The sequence below is a fragment of the Paraglaciecola aestuariivivens genome, assembly GCF_052983255.1.
The window spans coordinates 77,643-101,955 of the sequence record NZ_JBRKBA010000004.1 but is presented as its reverse complement, the minus strand read 5'-3'; the positions used below and the strand labels follow the sequence as shown (position 1 = coordinate 101,955).

The window sequence follows — 24,313 nt, the reverse complement described above, 5'->3', positions numbered from 1 at the left end:
AAGATGCATAGATCCCTCTAAATAAACCATATTATGTTTGGCAATTTAGAGGGCGAGGTTATCTATTGTTTAGATTATTGCATCACCACAGAGATTGAACTACAAACAGTTTCGGGTTCATCAAACCTAATTTCTGACTCCCGCTCATAGTCGCGGATTTGTACAGGAATAATATACTCTTTGCCAGCGTAGGCAAAAAACTCAAATTGGTCGATATTGCCGTTAGGGTAAAAAAGTGCTGACTCTGATTCTTGGCCTTTGGTATGGGCGTAAAAATGGAATCCAATTCTTTTACTCTGACTATCAAGAGCATCGGGCACAGTGACAGTTAACATTCCATCCAAGGTAGCTTTATATCTAACATACCTTAACACCCCTGGACGGTAGTCATTGTTTTGTAAGCCACCACCGTTAAAACATAATGCCGTTTCGTCTTGCCCTTCTAATTCGGTATAAATGGGTAAATAAGTAAATGACGGTAATTCCTGCCCGTTAGACAATGTAAAAAAATCGATAGCGGTTTGCCCCGTGCCCCACTCATCTGCAAATTGCATATTCAGTTTTTCTCCTAAGTCGTTGACCAAACCAGCCCCCTTAGGAAACGCCTGCTTAACTTGCTCAGCTAGACTGTATATGGTCATAGCTGCCTCGCTATCTGCAGCGCCAAGCATTGCTTGATGTAGGCCACTTAAACCTATACTTGCAGATAAGTTTGAGGTCCACTTAGTGGCATCTCTTTGGGTATCGATTAAGGATAAAATGAAATAAGCATTACTATGCTCAGAAAAAGGTGAAACACGATAACAAGGAAGACTAATAGTAGTGTTGTTTTCACCTGCATAGTCTGTCATACAATCACTATGGTTGCTTTGGGCGATTGAATACAAATCGATCACTGGAACTTCACTTATGATATCGGCAGGCATTCGTAAATCTCGCCAATCATTTAGTGCCGCAAAAGACAACGCATTCGCCATACCTTCAGACAAAGCTAAACGCAGATCATTAGCTTCAAAGCCTTCATGTTCACCGCCCCTTGTATCATCACGCCCAATTAGATTTTTTTGATAAAAATGAATAAATTCGTGAGAAATAGTATGCTCATTAAACTCTTCAGCGCCGGGATAATTACTGGCGTCAGCTGTATTTGCATGGCCTATGTAACCATTTAAAAATATTCGATTGTTGGTAAGTTCAAAAAAGCCACTTTTACTTTCAGAATAGCCATCTTGTCTGGTCCAATTAATATATAAGCTATTCAGGCTATCTTGAAACTCAATACCTCCTACTATTAAAAACTCTGCGGTTTTATACAAAGTATCTAAAATGGCAAAAGGTTGGGCAAAACTAGCTGCACTATCAAAAGTATTATTGGATTGATCCCAACCTGCGGTTAAATGAATATCAAGTTGAAAATAGTCCCCTTCATATAAGAAGGATTCGGTTTCAAATGTATATAACTGCTGTTCACTTAAATTAGTCGAGGTTGATTGGTCCACCACAACTATTTTAAAACCATCATTAACCTGATCATCCAATTCAAGCTGAGCTTTAGCTAACAACCTATAGTTTTGACCTGAGGTGATGTTTTCTTCTGCAAAATGAAAGACTCCTGTTTCATTTGTTATAGTGCTTGCTACTACTTCATCTGATGAATTTAGCACTTCTACTACCACTTTTTTAGCTGCAGTTTGAATAGGGTTAGTTACGTCTAGCTTGATATAACCTGTTAAATTAGTACTTTCTACAAAGCCAAAGCGTTCAAAGGTTAATTTGCCACTGATCCCCGACTCTTTATTAACAACTAAAACCTTTACCCTGTCGGTATGCGATTCGCCGTTATTATCTGTCACTGTATACTCAAAGATAAGTTCAGTGTCTTCAGTCACTGTGGGAGCAACAAAACTAGCTGATTCTGTGTCGTCATTTTCTAGGGTAACGCGGGGACCACTAGTTTGAGTCCACAACTGGCTTACAATACTGCCATCAGTATCAGTGCCAGAGCCCACCAAAGTTAAACCTTGGGTTTCATCAACGCTTTGCTGCTCTCCAGCCTCAGCCACGGGTGCAGTATTAATGTTGGCAACTGTGACACTAATATTATCAACTGCAGTCGCACCTTGATTATCTGTGACTATAACTTCAAAAGTTACAACTATTGGTTCTGAAACATAAGGTGCTACTACCTCTAAACTCGCCTGATTAGTGGCCGCAGTTTCGAACTCAATACCAGATGTTTGGGTCCATTGATAACTGACAATACTACCGTCAGAGTCAGTTGCATTTGCGACTAAAGTAAATTCAGCTCCTTCGTTAATAGTTAAATTGTCACCTAGTTCAACAGTAGGAAACTTATTTACGTTATTAACCTGAACCAAAACAGAGTCTGAGGCGGTTTCACCGTGATTATCTGTCACTGTAACTTCAAAACTTAAGGTTTCGTCTTCTGTAACACTTGGGGCCACTAACTCTAAATTTGCAGAATCTGCGCTGCCTAAATCCACCAGGCTGCCGGACGTTTGCGACCATGCATAAGAAACAATGCTGCCATCTGGATCTGAGGCACTAGCCAACAGGCTAAAACTGGCTTCTTCATCGACACTTTGGTCTGTTCCTGCATTCACACTAGGGCCAAGGTTAACATTGATAACTGTCACATTTACCGAATCTGTATTGCTGGCACCTTCATCATCTAATACTGTTACGCTAAAGGTAAGCGTTTCGTCATTTTCAACACTAGGTGCAGTCAAGGTCAGACTAGCAGTATTTGCATTGCCTAAGTCAACGGTTGTACCAGCAGTTTGAGTCCAAGCGTAAGAGGCTATGCTGCCATCGGAATCTGATGCACTCGCAACTAATTTAAAACTACTTTTTTCGTTTAGGCTTTGGTCTTCACCAGCATCAACTTGTGGCGCCTGATTATTATTGATTACCGTTACTTTGACTGTATCTGTGGCTGCAGCACCATCATTGTCTACTACTGTCACAGTAAAACTTAGTACTTCATCACTGTTTACCATAGGTGCCACTAGGTTTAAATTTGCTGTATTGGCATCACCTAAATCAACGCTTGTACCAGCCGTTTGTGTCCATTGCACTGAGGTAATACTACCGTCTGGATCCGAGCCTGTTGCCACTAAGGTAAAGCTTTCTCCTTCTGTGACAGAAAAGTCAGCCCCAGCACTAACAGTGGGAGAAATAGTGACAGGCGTTGGTATAGGAGTGGAATCGTCGCCTCCTCCACCTCCACAAGCACTAAAAACCATTAAAAAAATAACGAATACATTGGCTGAATTGAACCACTTATTTAGCATTTTTATCCTCTTGGTACAGATGTTTTACAACCTAAAAGCCATATAATGACTTAGCACTTCCCTATGAATTGCAAACCGCAAACAATCTGGTTTTATTTGAATATTTTTATTACCGGAAATTAAGCCTTCCTAATTTGCAGTGTATAGATTAAAACTCAGATGGACAACGTTTGGAGGTTTATTTAATTTACCCATTTAGTCACCTATAAATAGACATTTACCTTTAGACCTAAGTGCTTAAAATACTTATATAAAAATCGTTAGCTTAGCTTTTATTGCCCACAAACTATCGCAGGTCTAATCCCAATCCCAGTTTATACAAATAAATTTCCAGCAAAATCTGCACTTTCTAATGCCTCTCCTCTCCCAATGTTTGTTTAGCTATGTATAATCAGCCACATGCTAGTTAACAACCGAATATAAAATGCCTTCAGATCCATTAGATGACTTTCCTAAAATTAGATTAGAAGAAGATGATTTGGCCTCTTTTCACCGAACACGTGGTCGTGCATCTCAATCAGCAACTACGAGTTCTACTGATGAAGATCAGGGTTTAGAACCAGTTAAAGTTAAGAATAGCGGCCCTTCATGGTTAGCTTTTATTTTTTTACTAATGGTACTTGCTGCGGGTGGGGGCTATTGGTCATATCTTCAATTTAAAGTTTTGCAACAAGCACAAAGTCGTATTACTGAATTGGAATCGAGATTGTCGGCTACGGGTGAAGACATGGATCAATCTGCCGCAGCTTTGCAGGTTAAGGTTTCAGAATTAAGCAATAAAACCGCAGAGCTATGGGAGCAAATGGATAAACTTTGGGCTTCGGCCTGGCGTCGCAACCAAGCTGAAATTGGTGAGCTAAATAAAAGCTTAACCGCTTTTAGAACAAAAAGTGAAAGTCTTCAGCAAAATCTAAACAATGAAGTGGCCCAGAATAATACCAGCCTATCGCTAGTCAGTGAGCAAATCGAAAAACAAACCACGACTTTGCAACAACTTAGTACAAAAGTGGCGCAAATTAGCCAAGCCGATGCAGATACACAACAGCAATTGGCCAGTTTACGTGAGAAAATCATTGCCACAGCTTTAGCAAATAACGATTTAATTAATCAGATTGATGATTTACGCCGGCGCATTGCGGCCAATGAGAAAAAGACAAAAGAAGTCGAACGTATTTTGATAGGCCCAACGTCTTAACCTAACAATGCTAGGTAGAACTTGTTGAGCAAACAAAAAAATAGAGCGCTAAGCGCTCTATTTTTTTATCTAGGAATACTTTCAGACTAAGCGTCTTTATTCTCAGCTCTTTTAGCTACAGACTCTTTTACAATCTCTTGAAGTTCGCCTTGCTGGGTCATTTCCATAATAATATCGCATCCTCCAATTAACTCACCGTCAATCCAAAGTTGCGGAAAAGTAGGCCAATCTGCATATTTGGGTAATTCAGCTCGTATATCTGGGTTTTGCAGAATATCCACATACGCAAATTGTTCGCCACACGACATTAACGCTTGTGATGCTTGCGCAGAAAACCCACAGTTTGGTAATTTAGGTGAGCCTTTCATGTATAAAAGAATAGGGTTTTCAGCAATTTGTTGTTTAATTTTTTCAATAGTGTCCATAACATCTCTCGGTTAACGATAAATCTTTAATGCTTTGCAGATAATTCTATGTGGCGTCAAGCTTAACGTTTTCAAGGTTTGATACCAAGTTTTATCATACTTCTAATAAAGGATTTAACCCTAGATTGGTTTGAATACTTGAAAAATGGGTATTTGTCTCAATATCTGCTGATTATCAGTGGATTTTGTTTTAACAAATACCTAGCTGGACTTTTACAAAGTGAGATAAAGTACTAGCATTGACTGATTCTAATTTGAATTATTCATCACCTACCTTACGGAGAAATAACATGGCTTTTGAATTACCTGCTCTTCCTTATGCAAAAAATGCGTTAGAACCTCATATCTCAGCTGAGACTATGGAATATCACTATGGTAAACATCATGCAACTTACGTGACTAAACTTAATGGTTTAGTTGAAGGTACAGATTTGGCGAGCAAAAGCCTTGAAGAAATCGTAAAAAATTCTGAAGGTGGCGTATTTAATAATGCAGCACAAATTTGGAACCATACTTTTTATTGGAACAGCCTAAGTCCAAATGGTGGCGGTGAGCCAACTGGTGCTTTAGCTGATGCAATAAATGCAAAATGGGGCTCATTTGCCGACTTTAAAGCCGCGTTAAATGACAAAGCCGTGAATAACTTTGGCTCTAGCTGGACCTGGTTAGTAAAAACTGCTGACGGCAGCTTAGACATAGTGAATACCAGCAATGCCGGTACTCCTCTAACAGACGCTAGCCTAACACCTCTACTAACTGTAGATTTATGGGAACATGCCTATTACATTGATTATCGTAATGTTCGCCCTAAATACTTAGAAGGTTTCTGGGCACTAGTTAACTGGGACTTTGCCGCTAAAAACTTTGGCTAATAAGTTGCTATTCAAAAAATAAATATAAGCCCTGTATTTACAGGGCTTTTTTTTACCAATAAAAAGCCGATAATAATGGCACTCAAAGCTAAACCCATAGACCTTTAATAGGTAACACCTATGACAGAACAACAAAAAAACAATCCACTTCATGGCTTAACTTTGCAAAGCATAGTGGAATCACTCGAAGCTAAGCTAGGCTTTGAGAAAATGGGCAAAATAATCAAAATTAACTGTTTTACCAGTGATCCCTCAATTAAATCTAGCCTTAAATTTTTACGTAAAACTCCTTGGGCCAGAGCAAAAGTAGAACAACTTTATCTCGATACATTTTGCCAGCCCCAAACTAAACAGCCAAAAACTGAAAAGTTTGTGTGGCCAGATCTCACTAAAAAATAACTAGGACGCGCTATGTCTCATAAAATTGACGCATTGTTTAAAGCATTTAGTTTAAACAACTTGTCACTAAACAACAGAATTGCCATGGCGCCAATGACGCGCAGCTTTTCTCCTAATGGTATTCCTACCCAAGAAGTGGCTAAGTATTATCGACGTCGCGCCGAAGGTGGTACAGGTTTGTTAATAACCGAAGGCACAACAGTTAATGATGCTGTTGCGACTATGGACCCAAACATTCCTCAATTTTATGGCAAGCAGGCCTTAGCGGCTTGGCAAAATGTGGTGCAAGAAGTCCATGCTGCAGGAGGTAAAATCATACCTCAACTGTGGCATGTAGGTATGGCACGAAATCCTAAAAAAGCCCCCTACCCTGAACTTCCAAGTGCTGGCCCCTCAGGTTTGTTATCACCAGGCAAACAAATTGCTGAGCCTATGACGGTAGAGCACATCCATAATGTAATAAATGCTTTTGCTCAGGCAGCTAAAGATGCACAAAACATCGGTTTTGACGGCATTGAAATTCATGGCGCCCATGGTTATTTAGTTGATCAGTTTTTCTGGAGTGGTACCAATCAACGCACTGATGAATGGGGCGGAAGCATGGCCAACCGTAGTCGTTTTGCGGTGGAAATTATTAAAGCGATTCGGGCGGCCACAGGTCCTGACTTCCCTATTGTTTTACGCTACTCACAATGGAAACAACAAGATTACACGGCCAAGTTAGCAGAAACCCCAGAGTTACTCGCACAGTTTTTAGCACCACTAGCCGATGCTGGAGTAGACATTTTTCATTGCTCTACCCGACGCTATTGGGAGCCAGAGTTTAGTGGCTCAGACCTAAACCTAGCCGGTTGGACCAAAAAGCTAACTGGCAAAGCGACTATGACTGTGGGCTCAGTTGGCTTAAATGACGATTTTTTTGGGGCATTTGCTGGTAAAGACTCAAGCACTCGCGCGATTGATGATTTAGTTGAACGCCTCGAAAAAGGCGAGTTTGATTTAGTCGCAGTGGGACGAGCACTACTGCAAGATCCTCAATGGGCAAATAAGATCCGTCAAGGTAACTTAGATCAATTAGAAACTTATTCTGGCGATGCGTTGACAACCCTTGCTTAGTAGCGCTTATTTACTGTTTTAATCTAAATAAAAACGCCCTTTAAAAAAGGGCGTTTTGGTTTCTAAGTAAGCAATTAAAAGTAACCCTTAGTCAGTTGCGACCTTGCTCATATCCCCAGCTTTAATAATTGAGAAGTTTTCTACTTTCAAATATTTATTCATAACACGCTGAACATCAGCCGCGGTTAACGAAGCGAGTTTTTGTTCATACGCTTTGTTCCATTGCATGTTTCTGTCCACCTGCAAATTTTTGCGTAGTGTGCGCACTAGCTCAGGATCTTGCGATCGGCTGACTTTTTTGCCCTGCAACAAACCAGATTTAGCACTTTCTATTTCTTCAGCGCTAAAGCCATCTTTTAGCATACGGGCTAACTCTTCTTTAAAGCCAATTTCGACTTTAGTTAAATTTTGTGGTGCACAAATTGCGTACGCGCCCATAGTAGATTTGTCATCTTGTGAATTCATTGTGATAAATGAACCTGCGCCATAACTTAAGCCATCTTTTTGTCTTAACCTTGTGGCTAAGCGACTATTTAAGAAGCCTCCACCAAAGATATAGTTACCTAACTCTAATGCCGCAGCATCGTCACTGTTTTCACCAACAGGCAACATAACGGCCGCAACAAAAGTGGCGTTTTCTTTGTCAGGAGTATCAAAAGAAATTGGCGTTGCTGTTACTTGCTTATAGGGATCAGCAACACGTTTATAGTCATTTTTGGCATTCCAGTTGCCAAAAAGTTTTTCTAAGTTTGCTGTTATTTGATTTGCTTCAAAATCCCCTACTACCCCAATCTTCATATTATTACCGCCAAAAAAACCTTGGTGAAAGGTTTTTAAGTCCGATAATTTAAGCGCATCTAGGCTTGCTAATGCTTCTGAAAAAGTGGGCTGATAATTAGGATGGCCTTTTGGATAAGGGTTTTGCACACGACTGTATGCATTAAAGGCAAGTCGTTGCGGATCTTGCAGATTTTTTTCAATATCTACTTTTTGGGTCGATTTGTATTGCTCAAACTCGGTTTGATCAAAAGCGGGATCGGTTAACACTTGGTGTAATAGATTTAACGCTGGCGACAAGTTTTCTTTGGTTGTGGTGACATTCGCCACTAACCAATCTGATCCGCCATAAAGGTTTACCTGAGCTTTTAACTTATCAAACTCATCTTGAATTTGCTGGCGAGTTAATTCACTAGTACCACGCATCAACATAGCAGTGGTTGCACTGGCCACAGTACTTTTGTCTTGTAAGCTGCGTTCAGTTCCCATGTTCATCATAAGGGAAACCACCACAGACTCGCCTCGGGTCTTTTTAGATAACAAAGACAATTCTGTGCCGTTATCTAATTTAGTCACTTCTGTGCGTGAGTCGATGTTATCAAAAGAAGGCTCAAATACTTCTCCGGCAGCAATTTTTGCACGGCCTTGATAGTCTTTGACCATATCAGTGACACTGTCAACTGCTGGGATCTCTACTCTGGCTGGTTTGTCTGTTGGGATAAAATGGCCAACTGTGCGGTTATTTCTTTGCAAATAGGTGTCTGCTACACGCTGCACATCAGCAGTACTGACTTGCTCAAGTCGATCGCGATGTAGAAAATATAAACGCCAATCGCCCATTCCTAACCACTCGCTCAGGTTTAAAGCAATTCTTTCAGATGAGTTAAAAGACAACTCGATATTTTTTAGTAAAGCGCGTTTAGCTCGCTCAACTTCTTGGTCGGTAATGGGTTGATTATTTAAGTCTTCAAGCACCGACAACATGGCGTCTGAGGTTTTGTTCAACGGGGCGTTTTTATCTACTTCAGCAAAATAAAATGCTAAGCCTGGCTCTTGCCACTGAAAGTTAAAACCATATACACGGCTAGCAAGTTTTTCTTCAACTAAGGCTTTGTGTAAGCGTCCACTAGGGGTATCACCTAATATGTGCGTTAGTACGTCAATAGCTGCGTAATCTTCATGAGATCCAGCTGGGATGTGATAAGCCGTACCTGTCATTTGTACGTCACCTACACGCCTAATAGTGACACTTTTTTCGCCATCTTGAGCGGGTTCAGCTGTGTATAAAGGGCGGATCACCCGATCAGGTTTTGGAATAGGTGAAAAGTATTTATCAACCAAGGCTAGCATCTCTGCTTGGTCAAACTTGCCAGCAATGATGAGCGTAGCATTGTCGGGCTGATAATACTTTTTGTAGAAAGCTTTTAAGCGATCGATTGGTACGTTTTCTAAATCGGCACGAGCGCCAATAGTCGATTTACCATAGTTGTGCCACATATAAGCTGATGCAGCCATTTTTTGTAAGGTAATACGAAACGGGCTATTTTCGCCGGCTTCAAATTCGTTTCTAACGACTGTCATTTCGCTATCAAGATCTTTTTTGGCAATAAACGAATTGACCATACGATCTGATTCCATGCTTAATGCCCAATTGATATTCTTATCGTTGGCAGCAAAGGTTTCATAATAATTGGTGCGGTCTGTCCAAGTCGTGCCATTTGGGCGGGCTCCATGTGAGCTTAATTCTGCCGGTATATCTTTATGTTTAGGGCTGCCTTTAAACACTAAATGTTCTAACAAGTGGGCCATACCGGTTTCACCGTAGTTTTCATGCTTTGAGCCAACATGATAGGTCACATTAACTGTGACGGTTTCTTTGGTTGGGTCTGGAAACAACAAGACTCGCAAGCCGTTATCCAAGGTGTATTCACTGATGCCTTCTACCTCAGTCACTTTTTCAAGCTTAGATTTGGCAAAGGCCAAAGGTGAAATTGCTATTGTGATACTTAGCGCGGCGCTAAGTAAAAATGGGATTTTGTGCATCCGGTTTTCCTTTTTAAGATGACAGCCACAACAGCAAAGTCGTAGCTAAAATTTTGACTTATAAACATTAATCTAGATTGAACAGCAACACAATTAAGCTGAAGAGTACTAAATGTAACTGAGTATGAAAAAGGGTAATAAAATAGGCCAAACCTTAGGGCATAAAAAACCGGCTCTGTGAGCCGTCTTTGAACAATCACCTGTTGATTTTCAGCTTATAACTCAACCGCTAGCCTGGTTCCTTGATTAATCGCCCGTTTGGCATCTAATTCAGTAGCTACATCTGCACCGCCTATTAAATGATGAGGTTTAGTCAAGCCATCTACTAGCTCGCGTAGCGGCTCTTGTCCTGCGCAAATGACTACATTGTCGACGCCTAATACTTGTACTTGATCATTGACTTTAATATGTAAGCCCTTGTCATCAATTTTTAAGTATTCAACCCCAGCTAGCATACTCACGCCTTTGCTAAGCAATCCTGCTCTATGCGCCCAGCCAGTAGTTTTACCTAGACCTGCACCAACTTTGCTGGACTTACGTTGCAACAAATAGATCTCTCGAGGAGAAGGCGTAGGGTCGGCTTTAACGCCTTCAATGCCTCCGCGTGCAGCAAAGGTCATGTCTATGCCCCACTCCTGCATAAAGGCAGGAATATTTTGACTGGTGGACTCCCCCGCATGGGAAAGGTATTCAGATACATCAAAGCCAATGCCACCGGCGCCAATTATCGCGACCTTTTGGCCCACTGGCTTTTTATGCACTATGACATCGATATAACTAAGCACTTTAGGATGATCAATGCCTGTTATAGGCGGTGTTCGTGGAGCAATACCAGTGGCGATAATGACTTCATCAAAGTCGCTATTATTAAGACTATGCACATCTACCCGAGTATTGAGTTTAACTGTTACTTTAAGTAATTCTAACTGACGGGCGTAATATCTGAGGGTTTCGTAAAACTCTTCTTTACCAGGAATTTGTTTAGCGATATTAAATTGTCCGCCAATTTCACTTGCGCCATCAAAGATAGTGACCTTGTGACCGCGTTGAGCGGCAGTAGTGGCTGCAGCTAAGCCCGCAGGTCCTGCTCCTACTACTGCAATATTTTTCACTTGTTGGCTTGGCGTTATGTTTAATTCTGTTTCATGACATGCACGAGGGTTGACCAAGCAACTGGTCATTTTGCCAACAAACACATGATCTAAACAGGCTTGGTTACAACCGATACAGGTATTGATTTCATCGGCACGGTCTTGCATGGTTTTTATTACAAAGTCGGGATCGGCTAAAAAGGGGCGCGCCATAGACACCATATCGGCATCGCCTCGGGCCAGCACTTGTTCAGCCACTTCTGGAGTATTAATACGGTTTGAGGTGATAACAGGGATAGACAAGGCTTGTCTAAATTTAGCCGTGACCCAAGTAAAAGCCGCGCGTGGCACTTTAGTCGCAATAGTAGGAATACGCGCTTCGTGCCAGCCAATGCCGGTATTAATTATAGTTGCGCCAGCTGTTTCTATGGCTTGGCCTAATTCAACCACTTCTTGGTAGGTCGAGCCGCCTTCTACCAAATCCAGCATAGATAAGCGGTAAATGATAATAAAGTTAGGCCCTACAGCCTCTCTCACTCGACGCACCACTTCCAGTGGTAAACGTATACGGTTTTCATAGCTACCGCCCCATTCGTCTTCTCTATGATTGGTACGCGCAGCAATAAATTGATTTAAAAAATACCCTTCTGAACCCATGATTTCTACCCCATCATAGCCAGCTTTTTGGGCTTGAACCGAGGTATGAATAAAGTCTTGAATTTGTTTTTCTATACCTTGAGCATCTAAAGCTTTAGGTTTGAATGGATTAATTGGCGCTTGCACTGCGGATGGTGCCACCAACTCGGGGTTATAAGCATATCGACCCGTGTGTAAGATCTGCATGCAAATTTTTGCGCCATGTTGGTGTACGGCATCAGTAATCATTTTATGCTCGGCTATCGCCTGCTGTGTATCTAATCTTTTAGTGTCTTTATGGGTCGCCCCTTCATCATTGGGGCCTATACCGCCTGTTACTATTAGGCCAACCCCACCTTTAGCACGTTCAGCAAAATAGGCCGCCATACGTACATGGCCATTGGGGGCTTCTTCTAACCCTGTGTGCATTGACCCCATTAACACCCGGTTTTTTAACTGAGTAAAACCTAAATCTAGTGGTTTTAATAAATGCGGATACTTTGCTAACCCTTGGGCTAAAGCGGCATTGGCAGTCATATCTTTCTATTCCTATTTTTTATCTTATTGTTACTGACTTACAAGCCAGAAGATTTTTTATGCAACTCGGCATAAACCGGCATACGTTTTTGTTGACAAGCGGCCATGGCTTCTTGAATATCTCGCATTTGAAACATGCCACTTTGCCAGGTAGCCATATAGTTAAGGCTATCGTTAACACTATGATCGCGAGTGTAATTGAGCATTTCTTTACACCCTGCCACTGCCATAGGAGAATGTTTGGCAATGTCTGCAGCAATTTGCATTACCCCAGTTAACATACTGGCCTGATCGCTAAATACTTGATTGACTAAACCACAGTCTTTGGCTTCTGAACTGGGCATGTTTCTTCCTGTGTAAGCCAATTCGCGAACTAAACCTTGAGGAATTAAATGAGGTAATCGTTGTAAGGTGCCAACGTCTGCCGTCATGCCTAATTCAGTTTCTTTAATGGTAAAAAACGCATCTTGAGTACAATACCGGCAATCAGCGGCGCTGATCATATCCACTGCCCCGCCTATTACTCCACCTTGCATCGCTACTAAAACCGGCATGCGAACCTCTTCTAGCGCATTAAAACTATCTTGCAACTCAAGCACGGTACGGCGCATTCGCTCTGCCCGTCTAGCTGGCTCACCGCTAAAACTTTTGGCCATATTAGTAAACACTGCTAGATCCATACCCGCGCTAAAGTGTTTACCTTGCGACGAAATAACTATCACTCTAGCTAATGCCTCGGCATCTATTTTTCTTAGTACTTGTGGCAATTCAGTCCAAAATTCTGGGACCATGCTATTTAGTGCTTCAGGACGACATAGTTGGATATGGGCAATATGTTGCTCAATGCTAATACTTAGGGTTGTTAACTTGGAAAATTCGATATCAGACACCGTAATGCTCCTTGGCCAAACTTGTTTGTGCAAACACAAGCAGAGACTGTGAAATAAAGTTAAACTAGACAGCGTCAAGATAAAAGCTTATGTTGACACTGTCAAGATAGAAAACATCACAAATATTAATAGACCACTATGAGCTATTTAGGAAAAATGACCCAGCCTCAAACAAAAACAAATTATCACCACGGCGATTTGCGCAGTACTTTGCTCGATTGTGCACACCAATTATTAAAAGAATCTGGGGTTGAAGGTCTGTCTTTACGCAAGCTAGCGGATCGTGCTGGTGTATCACGTACTGCCCCCTATCACCATTTTAAAGATAAAAATCAATTGCTCTGCGCCATTGCCGAACAAGGTTTTGTGCGTTGGCAACAAGATGCTGAACAGATTTTTAATCAAGAGTTGCTATCAACAAAAGATAAGTATCGAGAATTTTTTCAAGGCTATATTCGTTATGCCACGGCCAACCCTGAATTATATGACCTGATGTTTGGTCGCACCATTTGGAAGCAAAATAGTGCAACTCAAGCACTAAGAGATGTGGCCTACCCTAGCTTTCATTATCAAGTGAAATTAACCAAAAGTTGGCAGCAACAAGGTTTATTGCCCGCAGGTGAAGAAACCCTACGTTTAGCTCAAATCACTTGGGCAACCATGCACGGCATTGCCAGATTATTGATTGATGGAATTTATGCTGACCAAAGTCATATTGAAGAAATGTGTAACTGCGCAATCAATATTTTTACTGCTAAATGTCTTTAACTAAATGTATTTTTAACTGCCCGCATCTAGATAAAAGTCGGTGACTTGTAAAACCTTGCCATTAACTATCACCTCTAGCTTGTGCACGCCGCTGTATAAAGTGCGAGTGGTCATAGGTTTAAAGCTAATTTTTTTAACAAAGTCTTGATGGCTTTGTGCGGCTAGTTGCAAAGCTTTGAGTTTAAATACTTTAGGTTTTGATTGCCCATTCGCTTTGACAAAATGTAGGGCAAAATCCACCATTAACGCCACACTTTGTTGAGATTGGTTAGTTAAACTAAAAGCCAGTTCTACACTTTGACCTTTAACAACTGTGGTAGGGCTAACAGTTAATCCCTGAATGCTAAGCTCAACATTTTGTTGATAACCTAAAATCTGTAATGCTGTTACATCTGCGCGCTTAATCGCCGAGCGCAGTGCATGCTTAACTAACCATTTTCTTTGCGCATTGGCGCCTTTCCACCATCTAGCTGCGATCTCGGTTAGTAAATTGGGATGATCTTTGCCTATATCATTCAGATTATTGGCTACTGAGCGCCTAACATAGAGTTCGCTATCATCTTTTAACAACTCTAATAGTTGAATGACAGGGCTGGGATCTTGAATAAATTCTGGTAATTGTTTAGCCCATGGCAACCTTGTGCGGGTACCTTCTGATACTAATCGCCTGACATCAAGATTGGGATCTTTAGCCCATTGTTTAAATAAGGCTATAGCCTGTGTAGGGTAAGCTTGAATAAAAGGTCGTATAGCAAATTCACAGCTAAACTTTTGTGTCATATGGTAAAACGCAGACATAGACAATTCAAAATCATGCAAGCCGTGCTGAGCAACATATAGATTGTGTGGCAAATACCAAAAGCCAGCCATATTGTTATTTGCATCTAGCTCTATTGGTACCTTTAGTGACGCCAATAAAATATTGACACTTTGCGCAAAATCTTGGGGCAAATAATAGCCTAAACTCTGGGCGATTTTTGCCGCTCGCGCCATCAATTCAAGCTCATCAAACCCTTGTGCAACATGTTTAACAAAACCAGACGAATCAAATGGGGCGTACACTTGATTGATACTGTAAGCAATGTCTTTGGCAACCTGTATAGAATACTTATCTTTAAGCAACTCAGCCATTTAGCCCTGCCCAACTAGCCACTTAGAGTGATTGTAATTTTGCGTAATAAAGTTTTTCATCTGAAGCTTTAAACGCTAGCTCTACCGCTTTTTCTAGTGCATCTCTAGCCTCTGATTTATAACCTAAACGGGCAAAAGTTTTAGCCTGTCCAAAAAAACTTTCATGTAGATATGGCGCAACTTCGATAGACTTTTCGTAAAACCTTAAGGCTCTTTTAAACTTACGCTCGTTAAAGGCTTTATTAGCTAAATCAAACCACTTATAAGGATTATCATCTTCTATTTCTTGATAACGTAATTCTAGTTCTTCCGCTTGTTCAAGCTCGCCTTTTGATCTTAAAAACACTATGTAGTTGCTTAATAAGTTTACCGAGCCTTTAGTGTGATTTAAGGTAAAACGATACAAAGATTCGGCCTGCAGATTAAGTCCTGCTTTTTTATAGAGTACCGCTAACGAATTGATAGTGGCTAAGTTAGTAGGAGAAAGATTCATGGCTTCAACCAACAACGAATAAGCTAAATCAAATTCTTTGTTAATCAGGGCTTTAGCCGCTAAGTTTTGGTAATACATAGAAATGAAGTCATTTTCCGAAACTTCTGCGCCAATGATATTAGCTGTACTTGGGAAATAATCGATGATCACTTTACCTGGGATCACTAGGGCATTTTTATTTTTATTTTTTCTATTACCTGAAGAAAAAATATGGGTCTGCACGTGTGAAGAGATAGTGGTGACGCCATTTTCACGTTGATAAATTGGAGCAGAATTTACTTTATAAAACTTAACCTTTAAATTAGCTAAGTCGGCATAACCTTTAGTTAAAATGGCTAAAGATAAACAGTTGCCCGACAGCATAGTAGAAGCCACATCGGCACTGTATGTATCACCCTTGTAACTAAACCCATCTAACAACTGATCTATATAGTTATATAAGCGAACGTGATCTTCAATATGTTGATTTTCAGGTGCGTTAAAATAGGCATAAAAAGCTTGTTGCGCACTTTCATTTAGTTCAAAAATATCGTCTTTTTTTAGCACATCAAGAAGTTGGAAATCCTTGCTCTGCCAATCTAATTCAGGCAAGGGCTGTTGTTCTATTGGCTGCTGGAGCTGTTGCGCGATATTTTGCTGGTTGGCACAATTTGTTAACACACAGCTAAATAACACAGTTTGTAAAATTTTTTTCATGTACTCTTCTTATTTTCATTACACCCTAGACGCTAAAAACCATACCTAAATTAAGCCGGTTAATCCATCTAAATCATTGAGAACTATAATAAATATTTATTTTTAAAGCTTATGGTCGTGCTTAATAAAATCAGCACATCGTTCAGCAATCATAATAGTAGGGGCATTGGTATTACCGCCAACTATAGTTGGCATAACGGAAGCATCAGCCACCCTTAAACCTTTAATACCCAGCACCTTTAACTCTGCATCAACCACACTGGTGGCTTCATCAGCTTTGCCCATTTTGCAGGTACCAACTGGGTGATAAATGCTTTGTGCTTGCGCTTTTATAAAGTTAATGAGCTGTTCATCACTTTGTAGACTTTTACCAGGGCTTACTTCCCATGACTGGTAATGGCTTAGACTGGCAGCCGCTAGCAGTTTTCTCGCCCGTTTTAGGCCAGCAAGTAAAACCTTGATATCTTCTTTATGAGATAAATAATTTGGGTCTATGACTGGCGGATCATCTGGCCTGTTGGAATTGAGTTGAATATGGCCTCGACTTTTTGGGTAAAGCGCACAAACATGCAAGCCAAACCCAAATCCAAAAACCGTAGTGCGGCCATGATCTTCTAATAAAGCCGGCAAAAAATGATACTGAAGATCAGCTAATTCAGTGCTGTATTGGCTTTTATCAAAGCCTCCCGCCTCAGCTATATTACTGGTAAATAATCCCTGACGGTTAAAGGCATATTTAAAGGCCGCTTGAATATAAGCAGGTAGTTTGCGTAATGACACCGCATAACTTGCTGGCTTTTTGCACTTATGTTGCACAATAACATCTAAATGATCTTGTAGATTTTGCCCCACCCCAGGTAAATCCCTTTTAACTTTAATCTGCTTTAGTTGTAAATGTTCTGCAGGGCCAATTCCAGATAACATTAATAGCTGGGGTGAGTTTATTGCACCTGCACTGAGTATCACTTCTTTACCTGCACTAAGCTGAGTACTTTTGCCAGCAAGCTTGACTTGTACTCCTGTGGCCCTGCCCTCGCTAACTAAGATTTTTTCAACTAAGGCTTCAGTTATAACAGTCAAATTATTTCTTAGCATGGCAGGTTTTAAATAAGCTTTAGCACTTGAACATCGCTGCCCACTGGTTTGGGTAACCTGATAAAAACCTAATCCTTCACGCTCTAAACTATTAAAGTCTTGCACTTGGTTAAGCCCTAAAACTTCAGCGGCCTTGACAAAATCATTCGACAGTGGATTGTGATGACGTAACTCACTGACCTGCAACAAACCTTGGTCTGAGTGTAACTCGCTTGCTCCTGCCTGAAATTTTTCAGATTTTTTAAAGTAAGGTAAAACCTTTGACCACTGCCAACCTTGTGCGCCAGACTGATGCCAGTTGTTGTAGTCTGCAGGTACACCTCTGATATAACACATGGCATTAATTGAGCTTGAGCCGCCCAATACTTTTCCCCGTGGCCAGTAAAGTTTTCTATTATTCAGCTGGGATTGTTCACTAGTGTAATAGTGCCAATTTAAGTGCTTAATTCTGGCCAACACAGACAACCCAAAAGGAATATGAATAAGTGGATTTTTATCTTTCGAGCCCGCTTCTATCAAACACACTTTAATCTGTGGATTTTCAGATAAACGAGCAGCCATAACCGCCCCTGCAGACCCTGCGCCAACAATAATAAAATCAAATGCAGTGAGGGGCGACTCGCTCATAGTTTGATACTCAACAATAAATTTAGATAAGAGATTAAACTCAGAATAACAAAAAACACTGAATTTTGTTGCTTACATTCAGCGGCAAAATAGGCCGCATTAGCTGGGGTTTAAAAATATTTTGCAAAGGCATGAATCGCAAGGCAAAGTTAACAGAGTCACAGTTTAAATTTTAAACACAAACTAATCACTCACTCATGACTAAGGAAAAAACATGCAATTTAAACAAGCCCAGCACAACATGCATATTAGTTATTTAGGGGGTGCGACTGGAGTATTAGTGTCGGGGTTAGTTTGGTGTATTGCAGGCTTAGTTGGGTTGTTTTTTTCTGCACAAGCTAGCATGTTAACCCTGTTTTTTGGCGGCATGTTAATTTTTCCTCTTTCAATTTTATTAGCCAAGCTCTTTAAGCGCAGTGGCAAACACAGTAAGGACAACCCTTTAGGTAAATTAGCCATAGAAAGCACAATAATATTATTTGTTGGTTTGTTTATTGCCTTTACTGTGGCATCAATTTATGTGGCTTGGTTTTATCCCATTATGTTATTGATGATTGGGGTTAGGTATTTAATTTTTACTACCCTGTATGGCAGTAAAATTTATTGGGCTTTAGGCGCGAGTTTAATGCTGGTTGGTGCTTTATGCATAGTGTTAAACGCTGAGTTTGCTACTGGAGCAGTTTTAGGTGGGGTAATAGAGTTGATCTTTGCGTTACTAATCTTCAATCAAGGGCGGCAGCTAACTACCGCTAGCTAATGCTAGTTTAGGTATATTATTTTACCATACTCCAAAGATTTTGATGACCTTCAACAAAAAAGAAATTATGCGGCTCCCAAAAATAAGGGATGATAGCGGGGGTTTTACCCTCTACATAACTATGCGAAAGCTTTTGCATTATCTTAGCCAAACGTTTGGGATCCACTTTTATCAGTTTTTTTCTGGCCTCTTGAAAATGTAAGTTTCTTTCTTTTTTAATGACTGTTGTTTTCCCATGGGGTAAGTAAATTAAATTTTTTGTTACTAAGCGGCAAATGGGTTCGTCAAATTTTTGGGGGTTTAACCTTGAAACAATCCCATATTCGTAAAACTCGAGTTCTTCGCCATTTAAGTCTTGTGCAATATAAGCAACCCCATAACCTAATGGAAATTGCCCAACTATATCTAAAAAGGCCTTGGATATTTGCGAGCTTATCGCCTTTTTAATGGCTAATTGGGCAAGTAAAATAGCTGCTGTGGGCAGCTCTTTTCGTTGGTAATCTCGCTTAGTAGAAAAAATGACCGAAGTATAAATTTGCGGGATCTTAATAATTTCGCTGGTACCTAACTTAGATGAACTGGCATCTTGTACTAATCCCAATTGAAATTGCAGGCGTTTTTGCTCAGCCAGCGAAAATGCCTCGCGCTCTTCTGGAGTTCCAGACGTTAAAATTTGGCAACCTAAACCATTTTTCAGATAATCAACTGTATATTCGTAACTCAAGCGCAGCATCTTTTCGCGTTCGTCTTTTTCTAACAAACGATAGGGATCTTGATCTTTTTCTTTACCATATAAAATATTGACTAATTCAGGATGAAGTAAACCTACATCTTGAAACATAGCCGCTATTATAATGGGCAACACCACAGCTTGGATAAATGATTCTTTTGCAAAATCTTGCTGTTGATAACGATGTTCAGCCTGATAATGCTTAAGAATATAAGGGTTTTTAACCACCTCACTTCGTAATAATTGGTCTAGTAAACGCAGACTTAATACGGCTTTATAGGCGGGTTTTAGTTTTTGATGCAACTCAGCTTGCCTTTTACCCTGTTCAGGAGAAAACAACACTAGAGTGGTTAAAAACTTTGCACTTAATAACTGGGTTTCTTCGTAATTATCCCCTTCAGTCAGGGCTAATAACTGTCTACAAAGATCTGTCACAGAGTTTAATCTAGCAAGGCGCTGTTTTTGCTGTGAAAGTTGCTCAGACTTTAACTGGTTGCTTAGTGTATTAAGTTGTTGCCTTAATGCCATCGCAGTTTTTTCTGAACTAGATTGAATGGATATTTTTAGTTCATCCATTTGGGCTTTAAGCTCAGCTAATTTAAGTCTTTTGGCTGGCTCTTCTTGAAAATACTGAGCTGCCTGCTGAAACAGACTTGGAAGTTGCTCATTGCTAACGTCTTTAGTTCCAGCGATTTCGTCCACCAAAAGGTCAACAGCCACTGTATAACTAGAGTTTTGTTGTTTATCGAGCATTAGACTCCATTCAAGATTTTAATATCTTTACTATAAAAATAAGCTTGCTAGCTGATACTGCAGTGTACTCAGGAATTTTAATTTGGCAAACTCCAACCACTAGTCAAATTGTACATAGGTACTAATACCCATACCTTTTTAATTCTGATTTGGGCTTTTGCTAATGTATACGTGGAATTGCTATAAAAGTTTTAAATTCTAACTAACTAATTTAGCTAGCATTAATGAATCAAAATAGGCTATAAAATGAATTTTAGAAAAAAGTAAAATTAAGGGGATAAAACAAACTAAAACTGAGCTAACAACTTTGTTAGCCCAGATATTTAAGGCTAATCAACCAAACCTTTAGGCATATCATCGCGTAAGGTTTGCCAAATTTTACCACTTTCAATGCCGTAATTTCTTACCACTAGAGGCACAGCTTCGTAGTCGCCTTTTTCCGCCAGTTCTAGCAAAGTACGATAGTACTTGCGCGTCACTTCTCTTGATTCTGGATCAGAGAAATAATAACCACCAATACGCGAATACAAACCTCTAAAGCCATTCATCATTAACACATAAACTGGGTTGCCAGAGATAAAGGCTAGATCATGATTAAGTTGATAATCACGCTCAGCAAAAACTTTACCGTCATCAGGAAGGTCTAAATATTGGTTTAATATTTCAATGGTTTTTTGTTGTTGATTACGGATAGCCCCTCGAATAAATACCGCACTCAAATTAGTTCGGGCGGCCAATAGGTGATCAACTAGTTCTGAAATACCGTCTTCGTCTAAACGTGCTAGGGTTTCTAAAATATTTAATCCTGAGGTTTCCCAGAAATTATTTACCTTAGTAGGTTTTCCATGTTGAATGGTCAACCAACCGTCTCTAGCCAAACGTTGTAGCACTTCTCGTAAAGTAGTACGAGTTACGCCAATTAATTCAGATAACTCGCGTTCAGCAGGAAGAATAGTACCTGGCGGGAAGCGTCCACTCCAGATCGATTCTACTATGTACTCTTCAGCGAATCCTGCTGGGCTTTGTGCCTTATATATCATCAACCACTCACTTCTTTAGTTAGGTTCGTTATTGAAACCATTCAGAATAAACTGATTGTACCAGATGATATTTGTCGGTAACAACGAATCTTTGAGATGTTAACAATCTATTATTAAAAAGCTCATATTTTTTACCAAAAAATCGCTTAACTATGGGATTTTAGACGAATTTTTGTTTACACTCTGACTACCCGTTGATTTAAATAATTATAATATTCAGCAAGGACATCACGCTTATGCAAATGACCATACCACAAGCAGTCGCAGCCAACTTTTTGGGCAAAGCCCCAACTTGGTACAAACAGGCTATTATTGCGTTCCTTATTATCAACCCCATTCTATTTGCCTATAATCCCTATATTGCGGGTTGGGCATTAGTACTGGAGTTTATTTTCACCTTAGCCATGGCGTTAAAGTGTTACCCTTTGCAGCCTGGTGGATTACTGTTAATACAAGCCATGTTTATTGGCATGACCACACCAGAACACATGAAACACGAGATGGTGGTGAATGTTGAAGTTATATTTCTGTTAGTGTTTATGGTGGCAGGTATCTACTTTATGAAAGGGCTACTTATGTATCTCTTCACTAAGTTGGTGCTTAAGCTCGAAAACAAAATTGTCCTTTCTATTGCTTTTTGTGCATCGTCGGCGATTTTGTCGGCCTTTTTAGATGCGCTAACAGTAGTAGCAGTTATTATTACAGTGGGGTTAGGTTTTTATTCTATTTACCACAAAGTCGCCTCGGGTAAAGAGTTTCACTCAGACCATGACCACTCTCACGACCATGATTTCCCTCATCCCAATCGTGACGATTTAGAAAACTTCCGTGCGTTTTTACGTAACCTAATGATGCATGCTGGTATAGGTACTGCTTTAGGTGGCGTAATGACTATGGTGGGTGAACCACAAAACCTCATCATCGCTGATAAAGCTGGATGGGGCTTTGTCGAATTTTTCATTCGTATGTCGCCAATAACTATTCCAGTATTTTTTGCCGGCTTAGCCACAACATTTGTGGTAGAAAAATTTCGACTATTTAGCTATGGCGCACAAATTCCATCAAGAGTAAGAGAAATTCTTACTGCTTATGATGCAAATATTGAAGAGAACCTCACCACTCAAGACAAAGCGCGTTTAGTGGTCCAAGGCTTAATCGCGGTTTGGTTAGTGATAGGCTTAGCAGGTCACTTAGCTGCTGTTGGTTTAATTGGTCTATCTATCATAGTGTTAACCACTTCAATGAGTGGGATTATTGACGAGCATTCTATAGGTAAAGCTTTTGAAGAGGCTCTGCCTTTCACTGCCCTGCTTTGTGTGTTTTTTGGCATTGTTGCGGTGATTATTGATCAGGGCTTGTTTACCCCTGTTATTAATTGGGTATTAACTTTTGAGGGCACCACCCAATTAGTGATGTTCTATTTAGCTAATGGTTTGTTATCTATGGTTAGCGATAACGTATTTGTTGGCTCGGTTTATATCACTGAGGTTACTGCAGCATTAAATAATGGGGTAATCACTCGCGACCAATTTGATTTACTTGCTGTTGCTATCAATACAGGTACTAACTTACCTAGTGTTGCAACGCCAAATGGTCAAGCTGCGTTTTTATTCTTGTTAACCTCAGCGATTGCACCTCTACTTAGATTGTCTTACGGCACTATGGTGTATATGGCTTTGCCTTATACTATTGTTTTAACCTTGGTTGGTTTAGCTTGTACCTACTTTGGATTGTACGATTTAACCGACTGGTTGTATGACATGCAGTTTATTGAACATCATACTGGGGCTATGCCTAGTGCAGAAGCGAAACCGCACTAAGTATGATATCAATAGCTAAAGTATCGCAGTTAGCTGCAAGCAAAAGCGCATGGGGCATATTATTTGCCTCTGCGCTCATTCTAGAAATCATTGCATTGTATTTTCAACATGCCATGGGCCTTGAGCCTTGCATAATGTGCATATATCAACGTACAGCTGTATTTGGAGTATTATTTGCAGCTATACCCGCAATGTTAATTAACAATATTATCACCCGAATATTAGGCTTTGTTGGCTGGGGCGTATCGGCAATTTGGGGGCTACGCATAGCCATTGAACATGTTGATATTCAAACAGCGGCTAATCCATTTTTTGCAACTTGTGAGTTTGAACCTAACTTTCCTAGTTGGGCGCCACTGCATGAATGGCTGCCAAACATTTTTGCTGCTACCGGTGACTGTGGTGACTTAAATTGGTCATTTTTAGACATGAGCATGCCACAATGGATGATAGTGATTTTTGCCATTTATACCGCTCTATGGGCAACTGTGTTAGTCACACGCTTATGGCAACAGCGCACAATTTAATTAAAAAGCGTTAAATTTAAAAAAGCTCACATTATTTGTGAGCTTTTTTTATGCCTGATGAGAGTTTTAATCTAGATCTTCAATGGGCCACAAGGCTATGTAATCTTCAAAGTCATCAAGGTTTACATCTTTATCTGAAACCGTTTTACCTCTAACCGACATTCCAGCTTTATGCATGGCTGATTTTTTTTGTTTATTTAACAAGGGATGCCAACTAGGTAAGCCTCTGCCTTCATACAGTCTTCGATAACTACAACTTTGCGGCATAAAAAAGATATCCTGCAGGTTATCTTTGGTTAGTTTCACACATTCTGGCACTAACTGTGTGCGTTGATGGTATTGGGTACAATCACAGGTTTTAGTATTTAACAATTGGCAAACTATGTTGGTGTAATGAATATGTTCACCTTGCTGAATATGATCTGTTGTTTGTGCCTGCTCTACCGCTTCGTCATCAATAAATTTATGTAAACAACATTTTGCACAACCATCACAAACCCCTTCCCACTCTTCTTGATTCATCTGTGACAGGGTTTTGGTTTCCCAATACTTTTCCATATTTTGTTTTACTCTGTTGGGTA

General features: G+C 40.3%; 19 protein-coding genes. 8 read left to right on the top strand and 11 right to left on the bottom strand.

Annotated features, from left to right (window positions below; translation table 11 throughout):
- Window positions 1-74: 74 nt before the first annotated feature.
- Window positions 75-3,314, bottom strand: a complete 3,240-nt coding sequence (locus ACVCDT_RS07335) for a PKD domain-containing protein (RefSeq protein WP_447132118.1) — start codon at window positions 3,312-3,314, stop codon at window positions 75-77.
- A 424-nt stretch (window positions 3,315-3,738) separates the two neighbouring features.
- Between ACVCDT_RS07335 and ACVCDT_RS07330 the strand changes: the two genes are divergently transcribed.
- A complete protein-coding gene (locus ACVCDT_RS07330) occupies window positions 3,739-4,509 on the top strand; it encodes a hypothetical protein (RefSeq protein ID WP_447132117.1) in 771 nt (256 codons plus the stop codon).
- Window positions 4,510-4,595: 86 nt separating this feature from the next.
- On the opposite strand, the gene ACVCDT_RS07325 is transcribed toward ACVCDT_RS07330, so the two are convergent.
- Complete coding sequence (locus ACVCDT_RS07325) at window positions 4,596-4,934, bottom strand: Grx4 family monothiol glutaredoxin (RefSeq protein WP_447132116.1); 339 nt, start codon at window positions 4,932-4,934, stop codon at window positions 4,596-4,598.
- Between the two features lie 290 nt (window positions 4,935-5,224).
- On the opposite strand from ACVCDT_RS07325, the gene sodB reads away from it, so the two are divergent.
- The 3 genes from sodB to ACVCDT_RS07310 all read left to right on the top strand — a co-directional run bounded on the left by sodB (window position 5,225) and on the right by ACVCDT_RS07310 (window position 7,321).
- The gene (sodB, locus tag ACVCDT_RS07320; protein ID WP_447132115.1) at window positions 5,225-5,806 is read left to right on the top strand and encodes a superoxide dismutase [Fe]; all 582 of its coding nucleotides are present in this window, start codon (window positions 5,225-5,227) and stop codon (window positions 5,804-5,806) included.
- A gap of 120 nt (window positions 5,807-5,926) precedes the next feature.
- The gene (locus ACVCDT_RS07315) at window positions 5,927-6,205 is read left to right on the top strand and encodes a VF530 family protein (protein WP_447132114.1); all 279 of its coding nucleotides are present in this window, start codon (window positions 5,927-5,929) and stop codon (window positions 6,203-6,205) included.
- A 12-nt stretch (window positions 6,206-6,217) separates the two neighbouring features.
- Window positions 6,218-7,321: an NADH:flavin oxidoreductase gene (locus ACVCDT_RS07310; RefSeq protein WP_447132113.1), complete on the top strand. Its 1,104-nt coding sequence runs from the start codon at window positions 6,218-6,220 to the stop codon at window positions 7,319-7,321.
- Between the two features lie 87 nt (window positions 7,322-7,408).
- Here the strand turns inward: ACVCDT_RS07310 and ACVCDT_RS07305 are convergent, their stop codons facing one another.
- The 3 genes from ACVCDT_RS07305 to ACVCDT_RS07295 form a co-directional block, all read right to left on the bottom strand.
- The gene (locus ACVCDT_RS07305; protein ID WP_447132112.1) at window positions 7,409-10,141 is read right to left on the bottom strand and encodes a M16 family metallopeptidase; all 2,733 of its coding nucleotides are present in this window, start codon (window positions 10,139-10,141) and stop codon (window positions 7,409-7,411) included.
- Between the two features lie 215 nt (window positions 10,142-10,356).
- The gene (locus ACVCDT_RS07300) at window positions 10,357-12,405 is read right to left on the bottom strand and encodes an oxidoreductase (RefSeq protein WP_447132111.1); all 2,049 of its coding nucleotides are present in this window, start codon (window positions 12,403-12,405) and stop codon (window positions 10,357-10,359) included.
- A gap of 38 nt (window positions 12,406-12,443) precedes the next feature.
- Complete coding sequence (locus tag ACVCDT_RS07295) at window positions 12,444-13,295, bottom strand: crotonase/enoyl-CoA hydratase family protein (protein WP_447132110.1); 852 nt, start codon at window positions 13,293-13,295, stop codon at window positions 12,444-12,446.
- Between the two features lie 138 nt (window positions 13,296-13,433).
- On the opposite strand from ACVCDT_RS07295, the gene ACVCDT_RS07290 reads away from it, so the two are divergent.
- The gene (locus ACVCDT_RS07290; RefSeq protein ID WP_447132109.1) at window positions 13,434-14,063 is read left to right on the top strand and encodes a TetR/AcrR family transcriptional regulator; all 630 of its coding nucleotides are present in this window, start codon (window positions 13,434-13,436) and stop codon (window positions 14,061-14,063) included.
- Window positions 14,064-14,075: 12 nt separating this feature from the next.
- On the opposite strand, the gene ACVCDT_RS07285 is transcribed toward ACVCDT_RS07290, so the two are convergent.
- From ACVCDT_RS07285 to ACVCDT_RS07275, 3 genes are all read right to left on the bottom strand, one after another.
- Complete coding sequence (locus tag ACVCDT_RS07285) at window positions 14,076-15,194, bottom strand: DNA alkylation repair protein (RefSeq protein ID WP_447132108.1); 1,119 nt, start codon at window positions 15,192-15,194, stop codon at window positions 14,076-14,078.
- A 22-nt stretch (window positions 15,195-15,216) separates the two neighbouring features.
- A complete protein-coding gene (locus ACVCDT_RS07280) occupies window positions 15,217-16,383 on the bottom strand; it encodes a tetratricopeptide repeat protein (RefSeq protein WP_447132107.1) in 1,167 nt (388 codons plus the stop codon).
- Window positions 16,384-16,485: 102 nt separating this feature from the next.
- A complete protein-coding gene (locus tag ACVCDT_RS07275) occupies window positions 16,486-18,105 on the bottom strand; it encodes a GMC family oxidoreductase (protein WP_447132106.1) in 1,620 nt (539 codons plus the stop codon).
- A 214-nt stretch (window positions 18,106-18,319) separates the two neighbouring features.
- On the opposite strand from ACVCDT_RS07275, the gene ACVCDT_RS07270 reads away from it, so the two are divergent.
- The gene (locus ACVCDT_RS07270) at window positions 18,320-18,862 is read left to right on the top strand and encodes a DUF7010 family protein (RefSeq protein WP_447132105.1); all 543 of its coding nucleotides are present in this window, start codon (window positions 18,320-18,322) and stop codon (window positions 18,860-18,862) included.
- Between the two features lie 16 nt (window positions 18,863-18,878).
- Here ACVCDT_RS07270 and ACVCDT_RS07265 read toward each other — a convergent pair whose 3' ends face one another.
- Together ACVCDT_RS07265 and fadR are read right to left on the bottom strand one after the other, a co-directional pair.
- Entirely contained in the window at window positions 18,879-20,345 is a 1,467-nt protein-coding gene (locus ACVCDT_RS07265) for a hypothetical protein (RefSeq protein WP_447132104.1), read from the bottom strand.
- Between the two features lie 329 nt (window positions 20,346-20,674).
- Window positions 20,675-21,385 (bottom strand): fatty acid metabolism transcriptional regulator FadR, encoded by a 711-nt coding sequence (gene fadR / locus ACVCDT_RS07260; RefSeq protein ID WP_447132103.1) that lies wholly within the window; start codon window positions 21,383-21,385, stop codon window positions 20,675-20,677.
- Between the two features lie 236 nt (window positions 21,386-21,621).
- On the opposite strand from fadR, the gene nhaB reads away from it, so the two are divergent.
- A complete protein-coding gene (gene nhaB, locus ACVCDT_RS07255; protein WP_447132102.1) occupies window positions 21,622-23,205 on the top strand; it encodes a sodium/proton antiporter NhaB in 1,584 nt (527 codons plus the stop codon).
- Between the two features lie 2 nt (window positions 23,206-23,207).
- The gene (dsbB, locus tag ACVCDT_RS07250) at window positions 23,208-23,732 is read left to right on the top strand and encodes a disulfide bond formation protein DsbB (protein WP_447132101.1); all 525 of its coding nucleotides are present in this window, start codon (window positions 23,208-23,210) and stop codon (window positions 23,730-23,732) included.
- 66 nt (window positions 23,733-23,798) lie between these two features.
- Here dsbB and ACVCDT_RS07245 read toward each other — a convergent pair whose 3' ends face one another.
- Complete coding sequence (locus tag ACVCDT_RS07245) at window positions 23,799-24,290, bottom strand: YcgN family cysteine cluster protein (protein WP_447132100.1); 492 nt, start codon at window positions 24,288-24,290, stop codon at window positions 23,799-23,801.
- Window positions 24,291-24,313 lie beyond the last annotated feature (23 nt).

Bases quoted from the DNA above. Each gene is read 5' to 3' on its own strand.
- ACVCDT_RS07335 (WP_447132118.1), bottom strand. From the start codon at position 3,314: ATGCTAAATAAGTGGTTCAATTCAGCCAATGTATTCGTTATTTTTTTA.
- ACVCDT_RS07330 (WP_447132117.1), top strand. From the start codon at position 3,739: ATGCCTTCAGATCCATTAGATGACTTTCCTAAAATTAGATTAGAAGAA.
- ACVCDT_RS07325 (WP_447132116.1), bottom strand. From the start codon at position 4,934: ATGGACACTATTGAAAAAATTAAACAACAAATTGCTGAAAACCCTATT.
- sodB (WP_447132115.1), top strand. From the start codon at position 5,225: ATGGCTTTTGAATTACCTGCTCTTCCTTATGCAAAAAATGCGTTAGAA.
- ACVCDT_RS07315 (WP_447132114.1), top strand. From the start codon at position 5,927: ATGACAGAACAACAAAAAAACAATCCACTTCATGGCTTAACTTTGCAA.
- ACVCDT_RS07310 (WP_447132113.1), top strand. From the start codon at position 6,218: ATGTCTCATAAAATTGACGCATTGTTTAAAGCATTTAGTTTAAACAAC.
- ACVCDT_RS07305 (WP_447132112.1), bottom strand. From the start codon at position 10,141: ATGCACAAAATCCCATTTTTACTTAGCGCCGCGCTAAGTATCACAATA.
- ACVCDT_RS07300 (WP_447132111.1), bottom strand. From the start codon at position 12,405: ATGACTGCCAATGCCGCTTTAGCCCAAGGGTTAGCAAAGTATCCGCAT.
- ACVCDT_RS07290 (WP_447132109.1), top strand. From the start codon at position 13,434: ATGAGCTATTTAGGAAAAATGACCCAGCCTCAAACAAAAACAAATTAT.
- ACVCDT_RS07285 (WP_447132108.1), bottom strand. From the start codon at position 15,194: ATGGCTGAGTTGCTTAAAGATAAGTATTCTATACAGGTTGCCAAAGAC.
- ACVCDT_RS07280 (WP_447132107.1), bottom strand. From the start codon at position 16,383: ATGAAAAAAATTTTACAAACTGTGTTATTTAGCTGTGTGTTAACAAAT.
- ACVCDT_RS07275 (WP_447132106.1), bottom strand. From the start codon at position 18,105: ATGAGCGAGTCGCCCCTCACTGCATTTGATTTTATTATTGTTGGCGCA.
- ACVCDT_RS07270 (WP_447132105.1), top strand. From the start codon at position 18,320: ATGCAATTTAAACAAGCCCAGCACAACATGCATATTAGTTATTTAGGG.
- ACVCDT_RS07265 (WP_447132104.1), bottom strand. From the start codon at position 20,345: ATGCTCGATAAACAACAAAACTCTAGTTATACAGTGGCTGTTGACCTT.
- fadR (WP_447132103.1), bottom strand. From the start codon at position 21,385: ATGATATATAAGGCACAAAGCCCAGCAGGATTCGCTGAAGAGTACATA.
- nhaB (WP_447132102.1), top strand. From the start codon at position 21,622: ATGCAAATGACCATACCACAAGCAGTCGCAGCCAACTTTTTGGGCAAA.
- dsbB (WP_447132101.1), top strand. From the start codon at position 23,208: ATGATATCAATAGCTAAAGTATCGCAGTTAGCTGCAAGCAAAAGCGCA.
- ACVCDT_RS07245 (WP_447132100.1), bottom strand. From the start codon at position 24,290: ATGGAAAAGTATTGGGAAACCAAAACCCTGTCACAGATGAATCAAGAA.